General features: G+C 63.6%; 17 protein-coding genes. 1 reads left to right on the plus strand and 16 read right to left on the minus strand.

Features of this window, described 5'->3' with window-relative positions:
- Window positions 1-8: 8 nt before the first annotated feature.
- A complete protein-coding gene (gene fghA / locus KHO27_RS16580; RefSeq protein ID WP_110701900.1) occupies window positions 9-857 on the minus strand; it encodes an S-formylglutathione hydrolase in 849 nt (282 codons plus the stop codon).
- Between the two features lie 10 nt (window positions 858-867).
- Entirely contained in the window at window positions 868-1,980 is a 1,113-nt protein-coding gene (locus tag KHO27_RS16585; RefSeq protein WP_016712915.1) for an S-(hydroxymethyl)glutathione dehydrogenase/class III alcohol dehydrogenase, read from the minus strand.
- A gap of 110 nt (window positions 1,981-2,090) precedes the next feature.
- Here KHO27_RS16585 and KHO27_RS16590 point away from each other — a divergent pair, with 110 nt between their 5' ends.
- Window positions 2,091-3,005, plus strand: coding sequence for a LysR substrate-binding domain-containing protein (locus tag KHO27_RS16590; RefSeq protein ID WP_102684061.1), 915 nt, complete (start codon window positions 2,091-2,093; stop codon window positions 3,003-3,005).
- A gap of 87 nt (window positions 3,006-3,092) precedes the next feature.
- Here KHO27_RS16590 and ispD read toward each other — a convergent pair whose 3' ends face one another.
- The 14 genes from ispD to KHO27_RS16660 form a co-directional block, all read right to left on the minus strand.
- Window positions 3,093-3,800, minus strand: a complete 708-nt coding sequence (ispD, locus tag KHO27_RS16595) for a 2-C-methyl-D-erythritol 4-phosphate cytidylyltransferase (RefSeq protein WP_110701898.1) — start codon at window positions 3,798-3,800, stop codon at window positions 3,093-3,095.
- On the minus strand, window positions 3,797-4,078 hold the full coding sequence (gene ftsB, locus KHO27_RS16600; RefSeq protein WP_011535259.1) for a cell division protein FtsB: 282 nt from the start codon (window positions 4,076-4,078) through the stop codon (window positions 3,797-3,799). Before ftsB ends, ispD begins: the two co-directional genes overlap by 4 nt.
- 157 nt (window positions 4,079-4,235) lie before the next feature.
- The gene (eno, locus tag KHO27_RS16605; protein ID WP_008099635.1) at window positions 4,236-5,525 is read right to left on the minus strand and encodes a phosphopyruvate hydratase; all 1,290 of its coding nucleotides are present in this window, start codon (window positions 5,523-5,525) and stop codon (window positions 4,236-4,238) included.
- A 153-nt stretch (window positions 5,526-5,678) separates the two neighbouring features.
- Window positions 5,679-6,524: a 3-deoxy-8-phosphooctulonate synthase gene (gene kdsA / locus KHO27_RS16610; protein ID WP_110701896.1), complete on the minus strand. Its 846-nt coding sequence runs from the start codon at window positions 6,522-6,524 to the stop codon at window positions 5,679-5,681.
- A gap of 3 nt (window positions 6,525-6,527) precedes the next feature.
- Window positions 6,528-8,156, minus strand: a complete 1,629-nt coding sequence (pyrG, locus tag KHO27_RS16615) for a CTP synthase (protein WP_046854404.1) — start codon at window positions 8,154-8,156, stop codon at window positions 6,528-6,530.
- A 270-nt stretch (window positions 8,157-8,426) separates the two neighbouring features.
- Window positions 8,427-9,722: a tRNA lysidine(34) synthetase TilS gene (gene tilS / locus KHO27_RS16620; protein ID WP_110701894.1), complete on the minus strand. Its 1,296-nt coding sequence runs from the start codon at window positions 9,720-9,722 to the stop codon at window positions 8,427-8,429.
- A 98-nt stretch (window positions 9,723-9,820) separates the two neighbouring features.
- A complete protein-coding gene (locus KHO27_RS16625; protein WP_023628729.1) occupies window positions 9,821-10,768 on the minus strand; it encodes an acetyl-CoA carboxylase carboxyltransferase subunit alpha in 948 nt (315 codons plus the stop codon).
- 105 nt (window positions 10,769-10,873) lie between these two features.
- On the minus strand, window positions 10,874-14,398 hold the full coding sequence (gene dnaE / locus KHO27_RS16630) for a DNA polymerase III subunit alpha (RefSeq protein ID WP_110701892.1): 3,525 nt from the start codon (window positions 14,396-14,398) through the stop codon (window positions 10,874-10,876).
- A gap of 183 nt (window positions 14,399-14,581) precedes the next feature.
- Entirely contained in the window at window positions 14,582-15,205 is a 624-nt protein-coding gene (gene rnhB, locus KHO27_RS16635; RefSeq protein WP_111532147.1) for a ribonuclease HII, read from the minus strand.
- Window position 15,206: 1 nt separating this feature from the next.
- Window positions 15,207-16,334: a lipid-A-disaccharide synthase gene (gene lpxB, locus KHO27_RS16640; RefSeq protein WP_214500499.1), complete on the minus strand. Its 1,128-nt coding sequence runs from the start codon at window positions 16,332-16,334 to the stop codon at window positions 15,207-15,209.
- Between the two features lies 1 nt (window position 16,335).
- Entirely contained in the window at window positions 16,336-17,112 is a 777-nt protein-coding gene (gene lpxA / locus KHO27_RS16645; RefSeq protein ID WP_111532145.1) for an acyl-ACP--UDP-N-acetylglucosamine O-acyltransferase, read from the minus strand.
- On the minus strand, window positions 17,109-17,549 hold the full coding sequence (fabZ, locus tag KHO27_RS16650) for a 3-hydroxyacyl-ACP dehydratase FabZ (RefSeq protein WP_003252314.1): 441 nt from the start codon (window positions 17,547-17,549) through the stop codon (window positions 17,109-17,111). Before fabZ ends, lpxA begins: the two co-directional genes overlap by 4 nt.
- Window positions 17,550-17,661: 112 nt before the next feature.
- A complete protein-coding gene (lpxD, locus tag KHO27_RS16655; RefSeq protein WP_111532144.1) occupies window positions 17,662-18,717 on the minus strand; it encodes a UDP-3-O-(3-hydroxymyristoyl)glucosamine N-acyltransferase in 1,056 nt (351 codons plus the stop codon).
- Window position 18,718: 1 nt separating this feature from the next.
- The gene (locus tag KHO27_RS16660) at window positions 18,719-19,222 is read right to left on the minus strand and encodes an OmpH/Skp family outer membrane protein (RefSeq protein ID WP_023629834.1); all 504 of its coding nucleotides are present in this window, start codon (window positions 19,220-19,222) and stop codon (window positions 18,719-18,721) included.
- Window positions 19,223-19,249 lie beyond the last annotated feature (27 nt).

The raw sequence follows: 19,249 nt of genomic DNA on the forward strand, positions 1-19,249 counted from the left end.
CCTGCGGCTCAGACCCTGCCCAGTGCCACCGCATGATGGCGCAGGTGTTCATCGATGAAGCTGGCGATGAAGTAGTAGCTATGGTCGTAGCCTGGCTGCAGGCGCAGGGTCAGCCCATGGCCGCCCTTACGGGCCGCCTGCTCCAGCGCCTCTGGCTTGAGCTGCTTTTCAAGGAAGTCATCGCGATCCCCCTGGTCCACCAGCAGCGGCGGGCATTCATCCGCCTCGGCCAGCAGCACACTGGCATCCCACTCGCGCCACTGCGCCCGGTCTTCGCCCAGGTAGCGGCTGAAGGCCTTCTCACCCCAAGGGCAATCCATTGGATTGCTAATCGGTGAGAACGCCGACACCGAGCGGTAGCGCCCCGGGTTGCGCAAGGCGCAGACCAGCGCGCCATGCCCGCCCATTGAGTGGCCACTGATACTGCGCTGGCTTGACGCCGGGAAATGCTCCTCGATCAACTCCGGCAACTCGTGCACCACGTAGTCGTGCATCTGGTAGTTGCGCGCCCAGGGCTGCTGGGTGGCATTGAGGTAGAACCCCGCGCCGAGGCCGAAGTCCCAGGCACCGTCCGGATCACCCGGCACCTGCTCGCCACGCGGGCTGGTGTCCGGGGCGACGATGATCAGCCCAAGCTCCGCAGCCAGGCGCTGGGCGCCGGCCTTCTGCATGAAGTTCTCGTCGGTGCAGGTCAGGCCGCTGAGCCAGTACAGCACCGGCAGCTTTTCGCCCTGCTCGGCTTGGGGCGGCAGGTACACCGCGAACACCATGTCGCAGGCAAGCACCTTGGAGCTGTGCCGGTAACGCTTGTGCCAGCCGCCAAAGCTTTTCTGGCAAGAGATGTTTTCCAGCGTCATGGCGAGGGCCTCAGAAGTGGATTACGCTGCGGATGCTCTTGCCTTCGTGCATCAGGTCGAAAGCTTTGTTGATGTCCTCCAGGCCCATGGTATGGGTAATGAAGGTGTCCAGCGGGATCTCGCCTTTCTCGGACATTTCCACGTAGCTCGGCAGCTCACTGCGGCCACGCACGCCGCCGAAGGCCGAACCGCGCCAGACGCGACCGGTGACCAGCTGGAACGGACGGGTGGCGATTTCCTGGCCGGCACCGGCCACGCCGATGATCACCGACTCGCCCCAGCCCTTGTGGCAGCATTCCAGTGCCGCGCGCATCAGTTGCACATTGCCGATGCACTCGAAGGAAAAGTCCACGCCGCCGTCGGTGAGATCGACGATCACTTCCTGGATCGGGCGGTCGTAGTCTTTCGGGTTGATGCAGTCGGTGGCGCCCAGCTGCCGGGCGATCTCGAACTTGGCCGGGTTGATGTCGATGGCGATGATGCGCGAAGCCTTGGCCTTGACCGCGCCGATCACTGCCGACAGACCGATGCCGCCGAGGCCGAAGATGGCCACAGTGTCACCCGGCTTGACCTTGGCGGTGTTGAGCACCGCGCCGATACCGGTGGTCACGCCGCAGCCGAGCAGGCAGACCTTCTCCAGCGGGGCCTCTTTCTGGATCTTGGCCACGGAGATTTCCGGCAGCACGGTGTACTCGGAGAAGGTCGAGGTGCCCATGTAGTGGAACAGCTGCTGGCCCTTGTAGCTGAAGCGGGTGGTGCCGTCGGGCATCAGGCCCTTGCCCTGGGTGGCGCGGATGGCTTGGCACAGGTTGGTCTTGCCCGACAGGCAGAATTTGCACTTGCCGCATTCCGGGGTGTACAGCGGGATCACGTGGTCGCCGACCGCCACCGAGGTCACGCCCTCGCCAACCGCCTCGACGATCGCCCCGCCCTCATGGCCGAGAATCGACGGGAAGATGCCTTCCGGGTCGGCGCCAGACAGGGTATAGGCGTCGGTATGGCAGACACCCGAGGCGACGACGCGCAGCAGCACTTCGCCGGCCTTGGGCATGGCCACGTCCACTTCGACGATTTCCAGGGGTTTCTTGGCCTCGAAGGCTACAGCAGCGCGGGACTTGATCATCAAAGGTCTCCAGACAAGAGTGTCGATTGCAGGCAAGCAGTGTAATTCACAGCCTTTTGATGAATAATCCGGCCACTCACAAAACATTATTGCCATACAGGGATAATCCATTGAGCAGCCGCTGGGAAGGCATCGACGAATTCGTCGCCGTGGCAGAAATGGGCCAGTTCACCGCCGCCGCCGAACGCCTCGGAGTGTCTTCGTCGCACATCAGTCGGCAGATCGCCCGCCTGGAGGAACGCTTGCAGACCCGCCTGCTGTACCGCAGCACGCGGCGGGTGACCCTCAGCGAAGCCGGGCAGACCTTTCTCCAGCACTGCCAGCGCCTGCAGGATGGCCGCGAGGAAGCGTTGCGCGCCATGGGCGACCTGGCCAGCGAACCCAAGGGCCTGCTGCGCCTGACCTGCGCGGTAGCCTATGGCGAGCGCTTCATCGTGCCGCTGGTGACGCGCTTCATGGCGCTGTACCCGCAGTTGCGGGTGGAGGTGGAGTTGAGCAACCGCACCCTCGACCTGCTGCATGAGGGCATGGACCTGGCGATCCGCCTGGGCCGCCTGCAGGATTCCCGGCTGGTGGCCACGCGCCTGGCGCCGCGACGCATGTACCTGTGCGCATCACCGGCCTACCTGGCACGCTATGGGCGGCCGCACAGCGTGTCGGAGTTGGCGCGGCACAATTGCCTGGTCGGCAGCTCCGACCTGTGGGCGCTGCAGCAGGAGGGGCGCGAGATCAGCCAGCGGGTGCAGGGCAACTGGCGCTGCAACAGCGGCCAGGCGGTGCTGGATGCGGCGCTGCAAGGGATGGGCCTGTGCCAGTTGCCGGACTACTACGTGCTGGAGCATCTGCATAGCGGGGCGCTGGTGTCGTTGCTGGAGGGGCACCAACCGCCGAATACAGCGGTATGGGCGTTGTATCCGCAACAACGGCATCTGTCGCCGAAGGTGCGGCGGTTGGTGGACTATCTCAAGGAAGGGTTGGCGCAGTTGCCGGAGTATCGCACCACGCCTTTGCAGGAGCGGCCTTAGCCGCGATGCGGGCAACGCGGTCAGGCACCCGCTGCGCGAGTGATCGCGGCTGAAGCCGCTCCTACAGATACGGCGTCAGACCATCGCTCAGCGACGCCCAGCCCAGCGCTGGCGCAACCACTCCAAGTCCTCTGGCCGGGTCACCTTGATATTGTCGCTGCGCCCTTCGACCAGGCGCGGCGCATACCCGGCCCACTCGATGGCGGACGACTCATCGGTGACTGCTACATCGGACACCAGGCACTCGGCCAGCGCCCGGTGCAACATGCCGAGACGGAACATCTGCGGGGTGTAGGCTTGCCAGACGGTGCTGCGATCGACCGTCGCCGCCACCCTGCCCTCGCCGTCGGCACGCTTGAGCGTGTCCCGAGCGGGTACGGCGAGCAATCCACCGACAGTATCTTCAGCCAGGGCTGACAGCAACTTGTCCAGATCGCCACGCGCCAGATTCGGCCGCGCGGCGTCGTGCACCAGCACCCAGTCGTCATCCGACGCGCCCTGGGCGTGCAGCAGCAAAAGCGCATTGAGCACCGAGTCAGCGCGCTCGTCACCACCCGGGGCACGCTGGATACGCGGATCGCTGGCACAGCGCAGGCCGGGCCAGTAAGGGTCGTGTTCGGCAATGCTGACCACCACGCCCTTGAGCATGGGATGGTCGAGGAAACAGTCGAGGCTATGCTCGAGAATGGTCTGCCCGCCCAGTTGCAGATACTGCTTGGGCCGGTCGGCAGCCATGCGGGCGCCAATGCCCGCGGCGGGAATCACGGCCCAGAAGGCCGGCAGTTCGTTTGTCATTTCTGTGGCAGCTGGTAGAGGGTTTCGCCCTCCTTGACCATCCCCAGTTCATGACGAGCCCGTTCTTCCACGGTCTCCATACCTTTCTTCAACTCCAGGACCTCGGCATCGAGCACACGATTGCGCTCCAGCAGGCGCTCGTTTTCCGCATGCTGGTCGGCGATCTGCTGCTTGAGTTCGGTCACTTGCGCGAGGCTGCCATTACCTACCCAAAGGCGATATTGCAGGCCGCCGAGCAGCAGGAGCAGGACGAGGAACAACCAATAGGGACTGCGCATGAAGATATCCAGGGTAAAAAAGGCCGCCGCAGCGAGCTTCCGATAGCACGAAGCCTGGCCGAGGCCAGGCTTCGTCGACAGAAACCCGTGGAGACAGCCAAACGTTCATTACGAACGTTCAGCGGGCCCCGGCTGCTGCCTTTTTACCATCTCTTGCTCAGCCGCGAAACTCGGCACGACCGCGATACACGGCTTTGGCGCCCAGTTGCTCTTCGATGCGCAGCAGTTGGTTGTACTTGCTGACGCGGTCGGAGCGGCACAGCGAGCCGGTCTTGATCTGGCCAGCGGCAGTACCCACGGCCAGGTCGGCGATGGTCGAGTCCTCGGTTTCACCGGAACGGTGCGAAATCACCGCGGTGTAGCCAGCGGCCTTGGCCATCTGGATGGCTTCGAGGGTTTCGGTCAGCGAGCCGATCTGGTTGAACTTGATCAGGATCGAGTTGCCGATGCCCTTCTCGATACCTTCCTTCAGGATCTTGGTGTTGGTCACGAACAGGTCGTCGCCAACCAGCTGGACTTTCTCGCCGATCTTGTCGGTGAGGATCTTCCAGCCAGCCCAGTCGGACTCGTCCAGGCCGTCTTCGATCGAGATGATCGGGAAACGCTCGGTCAGGCCCTTCAGGTACTCGGCGAAACCTTCGGCGTCGAACGACTTGCCTTCGCCGGACAGGTTGTACTTGCCGTCTTCATAGAACTCGGAAGCGGCGCAGTCCAGGGCCAGGGTCACGTCGGTGCCCAGCTTGTAGCCGGCTTTCTCGACCGCTTCGGCGATGGCGGCCAGGGCGTCTTCGTTGGAAGCCAGGTTCGGCGCGAAGCCACCTTCGTCACCGACGGCGGTGTTCAGGCCACGGGCCTTCAGTACAGCCTTGAGGTGGTGGAAGATCTCGGTGCCCATGCGCAGGCCGTCGGAGAAGGTCTTGGCGCCAACCGGCTGGACCATGAACTCCTGGATATCGACGTTGTTGTCGGCGTGCTCGCCGCCGTTGATGATGTTCATCATCGGCACCGGCATGGAGTACTGGCCCGGGGTGCCGTTGAGGTTGGCGATGTGCGCGTACAGCGGCAGGTCCTGGTCCTGGGCGGCGGCCTTGGCGGCAGCCAGGGACACGGCGAGGATGGCGTTGGCGCCCAGCTTGGCCTTGTTCTCGGTGCCGTCCAGCTCGATCATCGCGCGGTCCAGGGCTTTCTGGTCCGATGGGTCCTTGCCCAGCAGCAGGTCGCGGATCGGGCCGTTGATGTTGGCGACGGCCTTCAGCACGCCCTTGCCCAGGTAACGGCTCTTGTCGCCATCACGCAGCTCCAGCGCTTCGCGCGAGCCAGTGGAAGCACCCGACGGCGCGCAGGCGCTGCCGATGATGCCGTTGTCGAGCAGTACATCGGCTTCCACGGTGGGGTTGCCACGCGAATCGAGAACTTCACGACCTTTGATGTCGACGATCTTTGCCATTGTTGTAAGCACTCCAGAATTGACGAAAACAACGCAGCTTTTGGGAATTCTTGCCGTTCACCAGGCGACATGGCACGGGCAGGCCTGGCGAAGGGAGCCCCTGACCGAAAGGTCAGGGGTGGAACGGGCGGTACTTTACCCGAGAAATGAGCTTTACGCGGTTTCTACCGTCGGAAAACTTTTCACCAGGTCGTCCAGCTGCTTGAGCTGTGCCAGGAACGGCTCAAGCTTGTCCAGGCGCAGGGCGCACGGGCCATCGCACTTGGCGTTGTCCGGGTCCGGATGTGCCTCGAGGAACAGGCCGGCCAGGCCCTGGCTCATGCCAGCCTTGGCCAGGTCGGTAACCTGGGCGCGGCGGCCACCGGCGGAGTCGGCGCGACCGCCCGGGGTCTGCAACGAGTGGGTCACGTCGAAGAACACCGGGTACTCGAACTCCTTCATGATGCCGAAGCCGAGCATGTCCACGACGAGGTTGTTGTAGCCGAAGCTCGAGCCGCGCTCGCAGAGGATCAGTTGGTCGTTGCCAGCCTCGACGCACTTGGCGAGGATGTGCTTCATCTCGTGGGGCGCCAGGAACTGCGCCTTCTTGATGTTGATCACCGCGCCGGTCTTGGCCATCGCCACGACCAGGTCGGTCTGGCGCGACAGGAAGGCCGGCAGCTGGATGATGTCGCACACCTTGGCCACCGGTTCGCACTGGTAGGGTTCGTGCACGTCGGTGATCACCGGCACGTTGAAGGTCTGCTTGATCTCCTCGAAGATCTTCAGGCCCTCTTCCATGCCCGGGCCGCGGTACGAGTTGACCGACGAACGGTTGGCCTTGTCGAAGCTGGCCTTGAACACGTACGGGATACCGAGCTTCTCGGTTACCCGCACGTACTCCTCGCAGACCTTCAGGGCCAGGTCACGGGACTCCAGGACGTTCATGCCGCCGAAAAGGACGAACGGCTTGTCGTTGGCGATCTCGATGTTACCGACGCGAATGATCTTCTGAGTCATGGATCAGGCCTTGTTCTTCTGTGCCAGGGCAGCCTTGACGAAACCGCTGAACAGCGGATGACCGTCACGTGGCGTCGAGGTGAACTCCGGGTGGAACTGGCAGGCGACGAACCATGGGTGGTCCTTGGACTCGACCACTTCAACCAGCGCGCCGTCTTCGGAGCGACCGGACACCTGCAGGCCAGCTTCGACCAGCTGCGGCAGCAGGTTGTTGTTGACTTCGTAGCGGTGGCGGTGACGCTCGGTGATGATGTCCTTGCCGTAGCAGTCGTGCACCTTGGAGCCGGCAGCCAGTTGGCAGTCCTGAGCGCCCAGGCGCATGGTGCCGCCCAGGTCGGACGCTTCGGTACGGGTCTCGACCGCGCCGGTGGCATCGGCCCACTCGGTGATCAGACCAACGACCGGGTGGCCGCTGTTGCGGTCGAACTCGGTGGAGTTGGCGTCTTTCCAGCCCATCACGTTACGGGCGAATTCGATCACGGCAACCTGCATGCCGAGGCAGATGCCCAGGTACGGGACCTTGTTCTCACGGGCGTACTGCACCGCGGTGATCTTGCCTTCAACGCCGCGCAGGCCGAAACCGCCCGGGACCAGGATGGCATCGGCGCCTTCGAGCAGGCTGGTGCCCTGGTTCTCGATATCTTCGGAGTCGATGTAGCGCAGGTTGACCTTGGTGCGGTTGGTGATGCCGGCGTGGCTCATCGCTTCGATCAGCGACTTGTACGCGTCCAGCAGCTCCATGTACTTGCCGACCATGGCGATGGTCACTTCCTGCTCAGGGTTGAGCTTGGCGTCGACGACCTTGTCCCACTCGGACAGGTCGGCGCTGTTGCACTGCAGGCCGAAGCGCTCGACGACGAAGTCGTCCAGGCCCTGGGCATGCAGCACGCCTGGGATCTTGTAGATGGTGTCGACGTCTTCCAGCGAAATCACCGCACGCTCTTCGACGTTGGTGAACAGCGCGATCTTACGGCGCGACGAGGCGTCGACCGGGTGGTCGGAGCGGCAGATCAGCACGTCAGGCTGCAGACCGATGGAGCGCAGTTCCTTGACCGAGTGCTGGGTCGGCTTGGTCTTGGTCTCGCCGGCGGTGGCGATGTACGGGACCAGGGTCAGGTGCATCAACATGGCGCGCTTGGAGCCCACTTCGACGCGCAACTGGCGGATGGCCTCAAGGAACGGCTGCGACTCGATGTCGCCCACGGTGCCGCCGATCTCGACCAGCGCGACGTCGGCATCGCCGGCGCCCTTGATGATGCGGCGCTTGATTTCGTCGGTGATGTGCGGGATGACCTGGATGGTCGCGCCCAGATAATCACCACGGCGCTCCTTGCGCAGCACGTGCTCGTAGATGCGGCCGGTGGTGAAGTTGTTGTTCTGGGTCATCGTGGTGCGGATGAACCGCTCGTAGTGGCCCAGGTCGAGGTCGGTCTCGGCGCCGTCGTGGGTGACGAACACTTCACCGTGCTGGAACGGGCTCATGGTGCCCGGGTCGACGTTGATGTACGGGTCCAGCTTGAGCATGGTGACTTTAAGCCCCCGCGCTTCCAGGATGGCCGCCAGGGAAGCCGAGGCAATGCCTTTCCCCAATGAAGAAACAACACCGCCCGTGACGAATATGTAGCGCGTCATGAAAAACCCTAGAAGTCTGCGTTAAGGCGGCCAGCGCCGCCGGAGAAAGCGAAGGAAGGCCGAAGCCCCCGATCACCTGCGTCAATCACAGTGCATCTCGAAAAACTGCCGCGTCTGTACAGACCAGGGGTGTCCCCGGCATGGAGCTCGCTCGTCATTTTAAGAAATCAGCCCAGCAAAAAACTGCTTGGTAATCGGCAACTGCTGTGTTTTCGCGGAACCCACAGAAGTTGTATCAAGAAGGGAGGGTAGTCTACCGGAATGTACCCTTCAGCTCAAACCTTGCACGTTCGTCGGCGGTTGCCAGTGCAGTTGACATTCGGCCTGAGCGAGTCCGGGCAGATTGGCCACCGCCAGCAGTTGCTCGCCCCGGTACAGCAGTGGCAGGCGCGAGCGCACGAAGTGCGGGACCTGCAGCTCGTTGAAAAGACGCTTGAGGTCACGCCGGCCACGGCCACTGACCTCCAGCATTTCGCCGCCTTGACGGTAGGCGATGCGCAGGCCTGTGTTGTCCATGCAGCCTTCCAGCCACACCTGGCCGTTGCCCGGCAGCGCCAGGGGCGTGGACGGGTTCGGCCACGCCCATTCACCCGTCGGAGCCTGGAGCCATTGCCCGTCCAGCCACCAGATGCGCCCGTGGCTGCGCTGCAACTGACCGTCGGTCAGGCGCCAGATCGGGCAGGCATCGCCTGCCGCGCCACGCAGGTCATCCCAACCGGCCCAGTGGCGGCTGTCCGGCAGGCGGGTGCGGCGACCGAGCCAGCATTGCAGGGCATTGCGCTGGCGCGCCGGTGACAGCGCCTGGAGTACGGCGAGGTCGAGGGAGGCAAGACCGAGCCAGGGCAGCGGCGCATTGTCGCACGCCGGAGCCAGGTCAGTGGCGGCCAGCTCGTCAAGCAGGCCGAGGGCCTCGCCCAGGTGCTCGGCGCTGCGCGCCAGGTTGCCCTCAGCCTGGGGCCAGCGACCGCGCAGCAGCGGGAAGACCTCCGCGCGCAGGAAGTTGCGGGCGAAGGTGGTGTCGGTATTGGAGGGATCGTCAACCCACACCAGCCCCCTGCTCTGGGCATAAGCGTGCAAGCGCTCACGCGAAACCTTCAGCAGCGGGCGCACGAGCCTGCCCTGCCCCAACGAGCGCGCCTCGGGCATGGCCGACAGACCACGCAAGCCGGCGCCGCGCAGCAGACGGAACAGCAAGGTTTCGGCCTGATCGTCACGGTGTTGGCCGGTGAACAGCACTTCGCCTACGCCCAGCCGTTTTTCGAAGGCGTCGTAGCGGGCGTTGCGGGCCGACTGTTCGAGGCTGGCGCCAGGGGTGACCTGGACAGGGACCACATCGAGTTCGACACCCAGGGCGGCACACACCGCTCGGCAGTGATCGGGCCAGGCATCGGCGGCGGCTTGCAGGCCGTGATGTACATGGATGGCGCGCAGGGGCGGCGTTGAATGGTTGCGGGTGTAATCGGCGAGCTGGTGCAGGAGGACGGTGGAGTCCAGGCCGCCGGAGAAGGCGACGTACCAGGCGGGGGCGTTGAGCCAGGGAGAGAGTTGCGCAGTGAGGTCGAGCATACTAGTCCCTCTTCAAATCGCATCGCGGGGCAAGCCCGCTCCCACGCTACAGAACGTGGGAGCGGGCTTGCCCCGCGATCGAGGGCGTCAGACTACGATCAGAGACCGTAGCTCATCAGGCGATCGTAACGGCGCTTGAGCAGCGCGTCGTTGTCGAGCTTGCCGAGCATGTCCAGCTGTTCGATCAGGTCGGCGCGGATGCTCGCGGACATCTTGGCCGGATCACGGTGGGCGCCGCCCAGCGGCTCCTGGATGACCTTGTCGACGATGTTCAGGCTCTTCAGGCGCTCGGCGGTGATGCCCATGGCCTCGGCGGCGTCGGCGGCCTTGTCAGCGGTCTTCCATAGGATCGAGGCGCAGCCTTCCGGCGAGATCACCGAGTAGGTGGAATACTGCAGCATGTTCAGCTGGTCGCACACACCGATGGCCAACGCGCCGCCGGAACCACCCTCACCGATCACGGTGGCGATGATCGGCGTCTTCAGGCGCGCCATCACGCGCAGGTTCCAGGCGATGGCCTCGCTCTGGTTGCGCTCTTCGGCGTCGATGCCCGGATAGGCACCCGGGGTGTCGATGAAGGTCAGGATCGGCATCTTGAAACGCTCGGCCATTTCCATCAGGCGGCAGGCCTTGCGATAGCCTTCGGGACGCGGCATGCCGAAGTTGCGGCGCACCTTCTCGCGCACTTCACGGCCCTTCTGGTGGCCGATGACCATGACCGGCTTGTCGTCCAGGCGCGCGGTGCCACCGACGATGGCGGCGTCGTCGGAGAAGTGACGGTCGCCGTGCAGCTCTTCGAACTCGGTGAAGAGGTGGTCGATGTAGTCGAGGGTGTAGGGGCGGCGCGGGTGACGGGCCAGACGGGCGATCTGCCAGCTGGTCAGGTTGCCGAAGATGCTCTCGGTCAGGGTGCTGCTCTTGTCCTGCAGACGGGCAATTTCATCGCTGATGTTCAGCGAGTTGTCGTTACCCACCAGGCGCAGCTCTTCGATCTTGGCTTGCAGGTCGGCAATCGGCTGTTCGAAATCGAGGAAATTCGGGTTCATAGGCTTCCGTCTTGGGTCTACGGCCAGGCGGCCGGCCGGTTGATCCGTTTGGCGCCCTACCTTAAGGGATCAGGCGCATATAGGTCGAGATTAAAATTCGTCGTTTCAACGGTATTGCAGGAAGACGTTCTCACGTCCGAACTGGTCACGCAGTGCCTGAATCAGGCCGTCGGCCGGGTCGATGGACCACTGGTCGCCGAATTGCAGCATGGCCTTGGCGTCGCTGCCGGTGTACTCCAGGGTGATCGGGCAGCCACCACGGTGGCGGGTGATCAGCTCGCCCAGCCAGTTCAGGCGGTCCCCCTTGAGCGCGTCGTGGGCGACCTTCAGGCGCAGGCTTTCGGCCAGCTTGGTACGGGCATCCTCCATGGTCATCACCGTCTTGACCCGCAGGCGCAGGCCACCGGAGAAGTCGTCGTTGCTGACCTCCCCTTCCACCACCACCATGGCGTCGGTCTGCAGAAGAGCCTGGGCGCCCATGAAGGCATCGGCGAACAACGAGGCCTCGATGCGCCCGGAACGGTCGTCGAGGGTGACGAAGCCCATCTTGTCGCCCTTCTTGTTCTTCATCACGCGCAGGGCAATGATCATCCCGGCGATGGTCTGGGTATCCCGCGCGGGCTTCAGGTCGACAATGCGCTGGCGGGCGAAACGGCGGATCTCGGTCTCGTACTCATCGATCGGATGCCCGGTGAGGTACAGGCCGAGGGTGTCCTTTTCGCCCTTCAGGCGCTCTTTGAGCGTCAACTCCCGCACCTTGCGGTGGTTGGCGTAAACGTCGACATCCGCCTCGTCGAACATGCCGCCGAACAGGTCGACATGGCCACTGTCGGCGGTATGGGCCGCCTGTTCGGCAGCCTTGACGGCCTCACCCAGCGCCGAGAGCAGGGTCGCGCGGTTGATGTCGATGTTGGCCTGGTAGGCCTTGATCTCGTCATGGAAGTGCGGGCCGAGACGATCCAGTGCGCCACTGCGAATCAACGCATCGAGGGTACGCTTGTTGACGCGCTTGAGGTCGATGCGCTCACAGAAGTCGAACAGGTCCTTGAACGGACCACCCTGTGCGCGCGCCTCGACGATCGCCTCCACCGGGCCTTCGCCCACGCCCTTGATCGCCCCCAGGCCATAGACGATGCGGCCATCGTTGTTGACGGTGAACTTGAAGTCGGAGAAGTTCACGTCCGGCGCGTCGAGGCGCAGCTTCATGCTGCGTACTTCCTCGACCAGCACCACGACCTTGTCGGTGTTGTGCATATCCGCCGACAGGACCGCGGCCATGAACGGCGCCGGGTAGTGGGTCTTCAACCACGCTGTCTGGTAAGAGACCAGGCCATAGGCCGCAGAGTGAGATTTGTTGAACCCGTAACCGGCGAATTTCTCTACCAGATCGAAGATGTTACCGGCTAGATCCGCATCAATGTTGTTGGCCACGCAGCCTTCGATGAAACCGCCACGCTGCTTGGCCATTTCCTCGGGCTTTTTCTTACCCATGGCCCGGCGCAGCATGTCGGCGCCACCCAGGGTATAGCCCGCCATCACCTGGGCGATCTGCATCACCTGTTCCTGGTACAGGATGATGCCGTAGGTCGGCGCAAGAACGGGCTTGAGGCCTTCGTACTGGTAATCCGCATGCGGGTAGGCCAACTCGGCGCGACCGTGCTTGCGGTTGATGAAGTCGTCCACCATGCCCGACTGCAGCGGGCCGGGACGGAACAGCGCCACCAGTGCGATCAGGTCTTCCAGGCAGTCGGGCTTGAGCTTCTTGATCAGCTCTTTCATGCCGCGCGATTCGAGCTGGAACACTGCAGTGGTTTCAGCCTTCTGCAACAGCTCGTAGGTCTTGCGGTCGTCCAGCGGGATGAAGTCGATGTTGACGTCGGGCAGGTTCTTCTTGGCCTGCTCACGGTTGATGATCTCCATCGCCCACTTGATGATCGTCAGGGTGCGCAGGCCGAGGAAGTCGAACTTCACCAGGCCCGCGGCCTCGACGTCGTCCTTGTCGAACTGGGTCACCAGGCCGCCGCCTTCTTCATCACAGGCGATCGGCGAAAAGTCGGTAAGCTTGGTCGGGGCGATCACCACGCCGCCGGCGTGCTTGCCGGTACCGCGGGTGACACCTTCGAGCTTGAGGGCCATGTCCCAGATTTCGCGGGCATCCTCGTCGCCCTTGAGGAAGTCGCGCAGGATCTCTTCCTGCTCGTAGGCCTTCTCCAGGGTCATGCCCACTTCGAACGGGATCATCTTCGACAGGCGGTCGGCCAGGCCGTAGGACTTGCCCTGCACCCGCGCCACGTCACGCACCACCGCCTTGGCGGCCATGGTGCCGAAGGTGATGATCTGGCTCACCGCGTTGCGCCCGTATGCCTCGGCCACGTAGTCGATCACCCGGTCGCGGCCATCCATGCAGAAGTCGACGTCGAAGTCGGGCATGGAAATACGTTCAGGGTTGAGGAAGCGCTCGAACAGCAGGTCATAGGCCAACGGATCAAGGTCGGTGATCTTCAGCACGTAGGCCACCAAGGAACCGGCACCCGAACCCCGGCCCGGGCCGACCGGCACATCGTTGTTCTTCGCCCACTTGATGAAGTCCATAACGATCAGGAAGTAACCGGGGAAGCCCATCTGGATGATGATGTCCAGCTCGAACTTCAGGCGGTCCAGGTAGACCTGGCGCTTCTCTTCGTAGTTGGGCGTGGTCTCCTTCGGCCAGAGCACCGCCAGGCGCTCTTCCAGGCCTTCGTGGGAGACATGCCGCAGGTAGTCGTCGATGCCCATGCCGTTGGGCGTCGGGAAGTCGGGGAGGAAGTACTTGCCCAGCTGCACGGTGATGTTGCAGCGCTTGGCGATCTCCACGGTGTTGGCAATGGCATCCGGCAGGTCGCTGAACAGCTCGGTCATCTCTTCGGCGGACTTTAGGTACTGCTGGTCGCTGTAGCCACGCGGGCGGCGCGGGTCGTCCAGGGTCCAACCCTCGCCGATGCACACGCGGGTCTCGTGGGCGTCGAAGTCCGACTGCTTGACGAAGCGCACGTCGTTGGTCGCCACCAGCGGCGCGCCGAGCTTGTCGGCCAAGGCCACGGCAGCGTGCACGTATTCCTCGTCACCAGCGCGGTTGGTACGCTGCACCTCGACGTAGAAGCGCTCGGGGAACATGCTCATCCAGTCGGCGAGCAGTACCTGGGCTTCGTCCTGACGATTGGCCATCAGCGCCATGCCGATGTCGCCTTCCTTGCCCGCGGACAGGGCAATCAGCCCCTCGCTGGCCGGGGCGATCCAGTCGCGCTGGATGATCACCAGCCCATTGCGCTGGCCATCGGTCCAACCACGCGAGATCAGCTCGGTGAGATTGCGGTAACCCTTGGGGTTCATGGCCAGGAAACAGATGCGCGACAGTGGCGCCTCCGGGTCAACGCCAGCCAGCCACAGGTCGGCGCCGCAGATCGGCTTGATGCCGGCGCCCATGGCGGTCTTGTAGAACTTCACCAGCGAGCACATGTTGCTCTGGTCGGTGATCGCCACCGCCGGCATGTTCATCCCGGCCAGGGCCTTGGCCAGCGGCTTGATCCGCACCAGGCCGTCGACCAGGGAGAATTCGGAGTGCACGCGAAGGTGAACGAAGGAGACCGACATGGAGGATCCTGTAGCAGTGCTGAACGACAAGGGCGGGATTGTAGCGTATTGCTCTGCGCTTGCCTCGCCTGCAGGTCAGCGGTTGATTGCAGAATGCATCACGGGGCAAGCCCGCTCCCACGCCAAGCCTGCAATGGAATCGGCTGCGTGGGAGCGGGCTTGCCCCGCGATGCATGGCGATAATCAGATCAGAAAGGTGGAAACGCCCTCACGAGCTTCCCAGGCAGCTCGAACAGGTGCGAACGAACGCCGATGAATGGGCGTCGGCCCTAGACGGGCCAGGGCCTCAAGGTGCACTGGAGTCGGATACCCCTTGTGCCCGCCGATCCCATAACCCGGGTAGATCAGCTCGAACGCGCTCATCTCGCGGTCACGGGTGACCTTGGCCAGAATCGAGGCGGCGGCGATGGCCGGCACCTGCGAATCACCCTTGACCACCGGAGCCGCCGGTACCGAAAGCTTCGGGCAGCGGTTGCCATCGATCAGCGCCAGTTTCGGCGTGACGTGCAGCCCTTCGACCGCACGCTGCATGGCCAGCATGGTCGCATGGAGGATGTTCAGTCGGTCGATTTCCTCGACCTCGGCGCGAGCGATGCAGAAACTCAGCGCCTTTTCGCAGATCTCGTCGAACAGCGCATCGCGCTTGGCTTCGGTGAGTTTTTTCGAGTCGTTCAGGCCGAGGATAGGCCGGCGCGGGTCGAGAATTACCGCTGCGGTGACCACCGCGCCGCACAGCGGACCACGGCCCACTTCGTCGACGCCGGCCACCAGTTCCTCGACCAGGTTGAAATCCAGTCCCATCTGCATGTCAGCGGTCCTTCAACAGGGCAAGCACCGCGTCGGCCGCCTGGTTGGAGGCATCGCGGCGCAGGGTGCGGTGGATCTGGTCGAAGCTGTCGGTCTGCAGCGTGCCGTCCTTGACCAGCGGCGCCAGGGTTTGCGCCAAGGCCTCGCTGGTGGCGGCGTGCTGCAGCAACTCGGGCACCAGCAGGCGCTGGGCGAGCAGGTTGGGCAGCGACACGTACGGGCTCTTGACCATGCGTTTGAGGATCCAGTACGTCAGCGGTGCCAGGCGATAGGCCACCACCATCGGCCGCTTGTACAGCATCGCTTCCAGGGTGGCGGTACCCGAGGCGATCAGCACCGCGTCGCACGCCGCCAGGGCCTTGTGCGACTGGCCGTCGAGCAAGGTCAGCGGCAGCTCGCGCCCTTCGAGCATCTGCTCGACCTGGGCGCGGCGCGCGGCATTGGCGCACGGCAGCACGAAACGTGCGCCAGGCACCAGCTCGCGCAAGCGCTGGGCTGCGTCAAGGAACAAGGCGCCCAGGCGCCCCACTTCGCCGCCGCGGCTGCCAGGCATCAGGGCGATCACCGGGCCATCGCCCAGGCCCAGCTCGGCACGCGCAGCGCCACGGTCAGCCTCGAGGGGAATGGTATCCGCCAACGGGTGGCCGACGAAACGCACCGGCACACCCTGCTCTTCATAGAAGCGCGCCTCGAACGGCAGCAGGGTGAGCATCAGGTCGCACCCCTCGCGGATCTTCAGTACGCGCTTCTGTCGCCAGGCCCAGACCGACGGGCTGACGTAGTGCACCGTCTTGATCCCGGCCTGGCGCAGCTTGAGCTCGATATTCAGGGTGAAGTCAGGTGCGTCGATACCGATGAACACGTCGGGCTTTTCACCGATCAGTGTCTCGATCAGCAGCTTGCGCCGCTTGAGCAGCTCGCGCAGACGCCCGAGCACCTCGACCAGACCCATGACGGCCAGGCGCTCCATCGGGAAGTAGGAGGTCATGCCTTCGGATTCCATCAAGGGACCGCCGACGCCGATGAACCGCACATCGGGATGGCGCGCCTTGATGGCACGCATCAAGCCGGAACCGAGGATGTCGCCGCTGGCCTCGCCCGCGACCAGCGCCACGCAAAGTTGGGCCATGTCAGCGCGTGATGCCGCGGGCGGAGTTGGCGATCGATTGACGGAACAGGTCGACTTCCGGGAACTGGCTCACCAGCTCGTCCAGCTCCTTGAGCGCCTCTTCGACGGTCAGGCCCTGGCGATAGACAACCTTGTAGGCGCGGCGCAGTGCATGCAGTACTTCGTCGCTGAAACCGCGACGGCGCAAGCCTTCGAAGTTCATGCTGCGCGCCTCGGCCGGGCTGCCGAACACCGTCACGTAGGCCGGCACGTCCTTGCCGATCGCGGTGCCCATGCCGGAAAAGGCATGCGCGCCAATATGGCAGTACTGGTGCACCAGCGTGTAGCCCGACAGGATCGCCCAGTCGCCCACGTGCACGTGCCCGGCCAACGCGGTGTTGTTGACCAGGATGCAGTGGTTGCCGATGACGCTGTCATGGCCGATGTGGGCATAGGCCATGATCAGGTTGTGATCGCCCAGCGTCGTTTCCGAACGGTCCTGCACGGTGCCGCGATGGATGGTGACACCCTCGCGGATCACGTTGTGGTCACCGATCACCAGGCGCGTCGGCTCACCCTTGTACTTCAAGTCTGGGGTGTCTTCACCGATCGAGGAGAACTGGTAGATGCGGTTGTGCTTGCCGATACGGGTCGGCCCTTTAAGCACGACGTGTGGGCCAATGACGGTGCCCTCCCCGATTTCGACATCGGGGCCTACGATCGACCAGGGGCCAACCTCGACGCCCTCGGCCAGCCTGGCCGAGGGGTCGATGATCGCCCGTGGATCAATCGAACTCATAGGGAGCGTTCCGCGCAGGTGATCTCGGCCGAGCAGACCGGCTTGCCGTCCACCAAGGCACGGCATTCGAACTTCCAGATCATGCTCTTGCGGCTGAGGAACTTGGCTTCCAGGACCAGCTGGTCACCCGGCAGTACCGGTTGGCGGAAACGCAGCTTGTCGGAGCCGACAAAGTAGTAAAGCGTGCCGTCAGCCGGTTTGGCGTCGAGCATCTTGAATCCGAGAATTCCGGCCGCCTGGGCCATCGCCTCGATGATCAGCACGCCCGGCATGATCGGATGCGCCGGGAAGTGGCCATTGAAGAACGGCTCGTTGATGCTGACATTCTTGTAGGCACGAATGCTTTGGGCCTCGAAGTCCAGGTCCGTCACCCGGTCCACCAGCAGGAACGGGTAACGGTGAGGCAGGTATTCGCGAATCTCGTTGATGTCCATCATTTCGGGGGGAAGCCTGTATAAGAATAGGGAGCGCAGGTGCTGACCACACGCTCCTTTTGCAGATCCAAAGAGGAGCCAGCTAGCGACTGTAACGCTCGCTCAGTAAATGGTATCAGCCTTCTGATGTCGGCTGGCCACCTGAGGTCACGGTGTCGACACGCTTTTCCAGCTGCTGGAGACGCTTGGACATCTCGTCCAGCTGGCGAATGCGAGCGGCGCTCTTGCGCCATTCGGCCAAAGGTTGCATGGCCGTACCGGAAGAGTAGCCACCCGGTTCGGTAATCGAACGGGTCACCATGGTCATGCCGGAGACGAAAACATTGTCGCAGACGTCGATGTGACCGACCATCCCGACCCCACCGGCAATCATGCAGTGCTTGCCGATACGGGTACTGCCCGAGATGCCGACGCAGGCCGCCATCGCCGTGTGGTCACCGACCTGCACGTTATGGGCGATCTGGATCTGGTTGTCGAGCTTGACGCCATCACCGATGCGCGTATCCGACAGGGCGCCGCGGTCCACCGCAGTGTTCACGCCGATCTCGACATCGTCGCCCAGGGTGACGCCGCCGATCTGCGCAATCTTGCGCCAGATGCCTTTCTCGTTGGCAAAGCCGAAGCCCTCGCCACCGATCACCGCGCCGGACTGGATGACCACGCGCTTGCCGATGGTCACGTCGTGATACAGCGTGACACGGGGTGCCAACCAGCCACCCTCGCCGATGATGCAACGGGCACCGATGAAACAGTGCGCGCCGACCGTCACGTTGGCGTCGATTCGCGCGCCGCTTTCGACCACCGCGAACGGACCGATGCTGGCGCTGGCATCCACCTGGGCATCCTCGGCAACCACGGCGCTGGGATGAATTCCCGCCACAGCCTTGGGCTTCGGATCGAACAGGTGCGAGATGCGCGCGTACGCCAAATACGGGTCGGCCACGATCAAGGCATTGCCGGCGAAACCTTCGGCGTCCTCGGCCTTGAGCAATACCGCGCTGGCTGTGGAATCCTCCAGAAACTTGCGGTACTGCTTGTTGGCCAGGAAACTCAGCTGCCCGGAAACGGCCTCCTGCAAGGTGGCCAACCCGGTGATTTCCAGCGCTTCGGGACCTTTGAGCTCGGCCCCGAGGGCTTCGGCCAGCTGGCCGAGTGTCATGGTTACGGTCATATCAACGGGCTTGGTTCATGCGCTCGATGACCTGGCGAGTGATGTCGTACTGCGGCTTGACATCGATGACCGCGCCACGCTCGAGCACCAGGTCGAAGCCGCCCTTCTTGATCACTTCCTCGACGGCGCCATCAAGCTTGGGCTTGAGCTGCTTGAGCATGTCGCGATCCGCCACGGCCTTGGCTTCGTTGAGCTCCTTGGACTGGAACTGGAAGTCGCGGGCCTTTTGCTTGAACTCGAGCTCGAGGCGCTCGCGCTCTGGCTGAGGCATCTTGTCGCCGCCCTTGATCAGGCGATCCTGGATGCCCTTGGCGCTGCTTTCCAGGCCCTTGAGCTTGGTCAGTTGCGGGCCGAACTTCTTCTCGGCGTCAACGGCGTATTTCTTGGCCGCGTCGGATTCCAGCAGGGCCATCTGATAGTTCAGCACGGCAACCTTCATTTCGGCGAAAGCCGGGGTGGCGACCAGCGCCGCGGCCACAAGGGCCAGTTGAGTCAACTTACGCACGATGCACTCCTGGATAATCCGTTGTCG

The organism is Pseudomonas sp. RC3H12 (genome assembly GCF_018596375.1).
Classification (GTDB): Bacteria; Pseudomonadota; Gammaproteobacteria; order Pseudomonadales; family Pseudomonadaceae; genus Aquipseudomonas.

Excerpts from the sequence above, each read along its gene's own strand:
- fghA (WP_110701900.1), bottom strand. The coding sequence starts at position 857 with ATGACGCTGGAAAACATCTCTTGCCAGAAAAGCTTTGGCGGCTGGCAC.
- KHO27_RS16585 (WP_016712915.1), bottom strand. The coding sequence starts at position 1,980 with ATGATCAAGTCCCGCGCTGCTGTAGCCTTCGAGGCCAAGAAACCCCTG.
- ispD (WP_110701898.1), bottom strand. The coding sequence starts at position 3,800 with ATGACAAACGAACTGCCGGCCTTCTGGGCCGTGATTCCCGCCGCGGGC.
- ftsB (WP_011535259.1), bottom strand. The coding sequence starts at position 4,078 with ATGCGCAGTCCCTATTGGTTGTTCCTCGTCCTGCTCCTGCTGCTCGGC.
- eno (WP_008099635.1), bottom strand. The coding sequence starts at position 5,525 with ATGGCAAAGATCGTCGACATCAAAGGTCGTGAAGTTCTCGATTCGCGT.
- kdsA (WP_110701896.1), bottom strand. The coding sequence starts at position 6,524 with ATGACTCAGAAGATCATTCGCGTCGGTAACATCGAGATCGCCAACGAC.
- pyrG (WP_046854404.1), bottom strand. The coding sequence starts at position 8,156 with ATGACGCGCTACATATTCGTCACGGGCGGTGTTGTTTCTTCATTGGGG.
- tilS (WP_110701894.1), bottom strand. The coding sequence starts at position 9,722 with ATGCTCGACCTCACTGCGCAACTCTCTCCCTGGCTCAACGCCCCCGCC.
- KHO27_RS16625 (WP_023628729.1), bottom strand. The coding sequence starts at position 10,768 with ATGAACCCGAATTTCCTCGATTTCGAACAGCCGATTGCCGACCTGCAA.
- dnaE (WP_110701892.1), bottom strand. The coding sequence starts at position 14,398 with ATGTCGGTCTCCTTCGTTCACCTTCGCGTGCACTCCGAATTCTCCCTG.
- rnhB (WP_111532147.1), bottom strand. The coding sequence starts at position 15,205 with ATGCAGATGGGACTGGATTTCAACCTGGTCGAGGAACTGGTGGCCGGC.
- lpxB (WP_214500499.1), bottom strand. The coding sequence starts at position 16,334 with ATGGCCCAACTTTGCGTGGCGCTGGTCGCGGGCGAGGCCAGCGGCGAC.
- lpxA (WP_111532145.1), bottom strand. The coding sequence starts at position 17,112 with ATGAGTTCGATTGATCCACGGGCGATCATCGACCCCTCGGCCAGGCTG.
- fabZ (WP_003252314.1), bottom strand. The coding sequence starts at position 17,549 with ATGATGGACATCAACGAGATTCGCGAATACCTGCCTCACCGTTACCCG.
- lpxD (WP_111532144.1), bottom strand. The coding sequence starts at position 18,717 with ATGACCGTAACCATGACACTCGGCCAGCTGGCCGAAGCCCTCGGGGCC.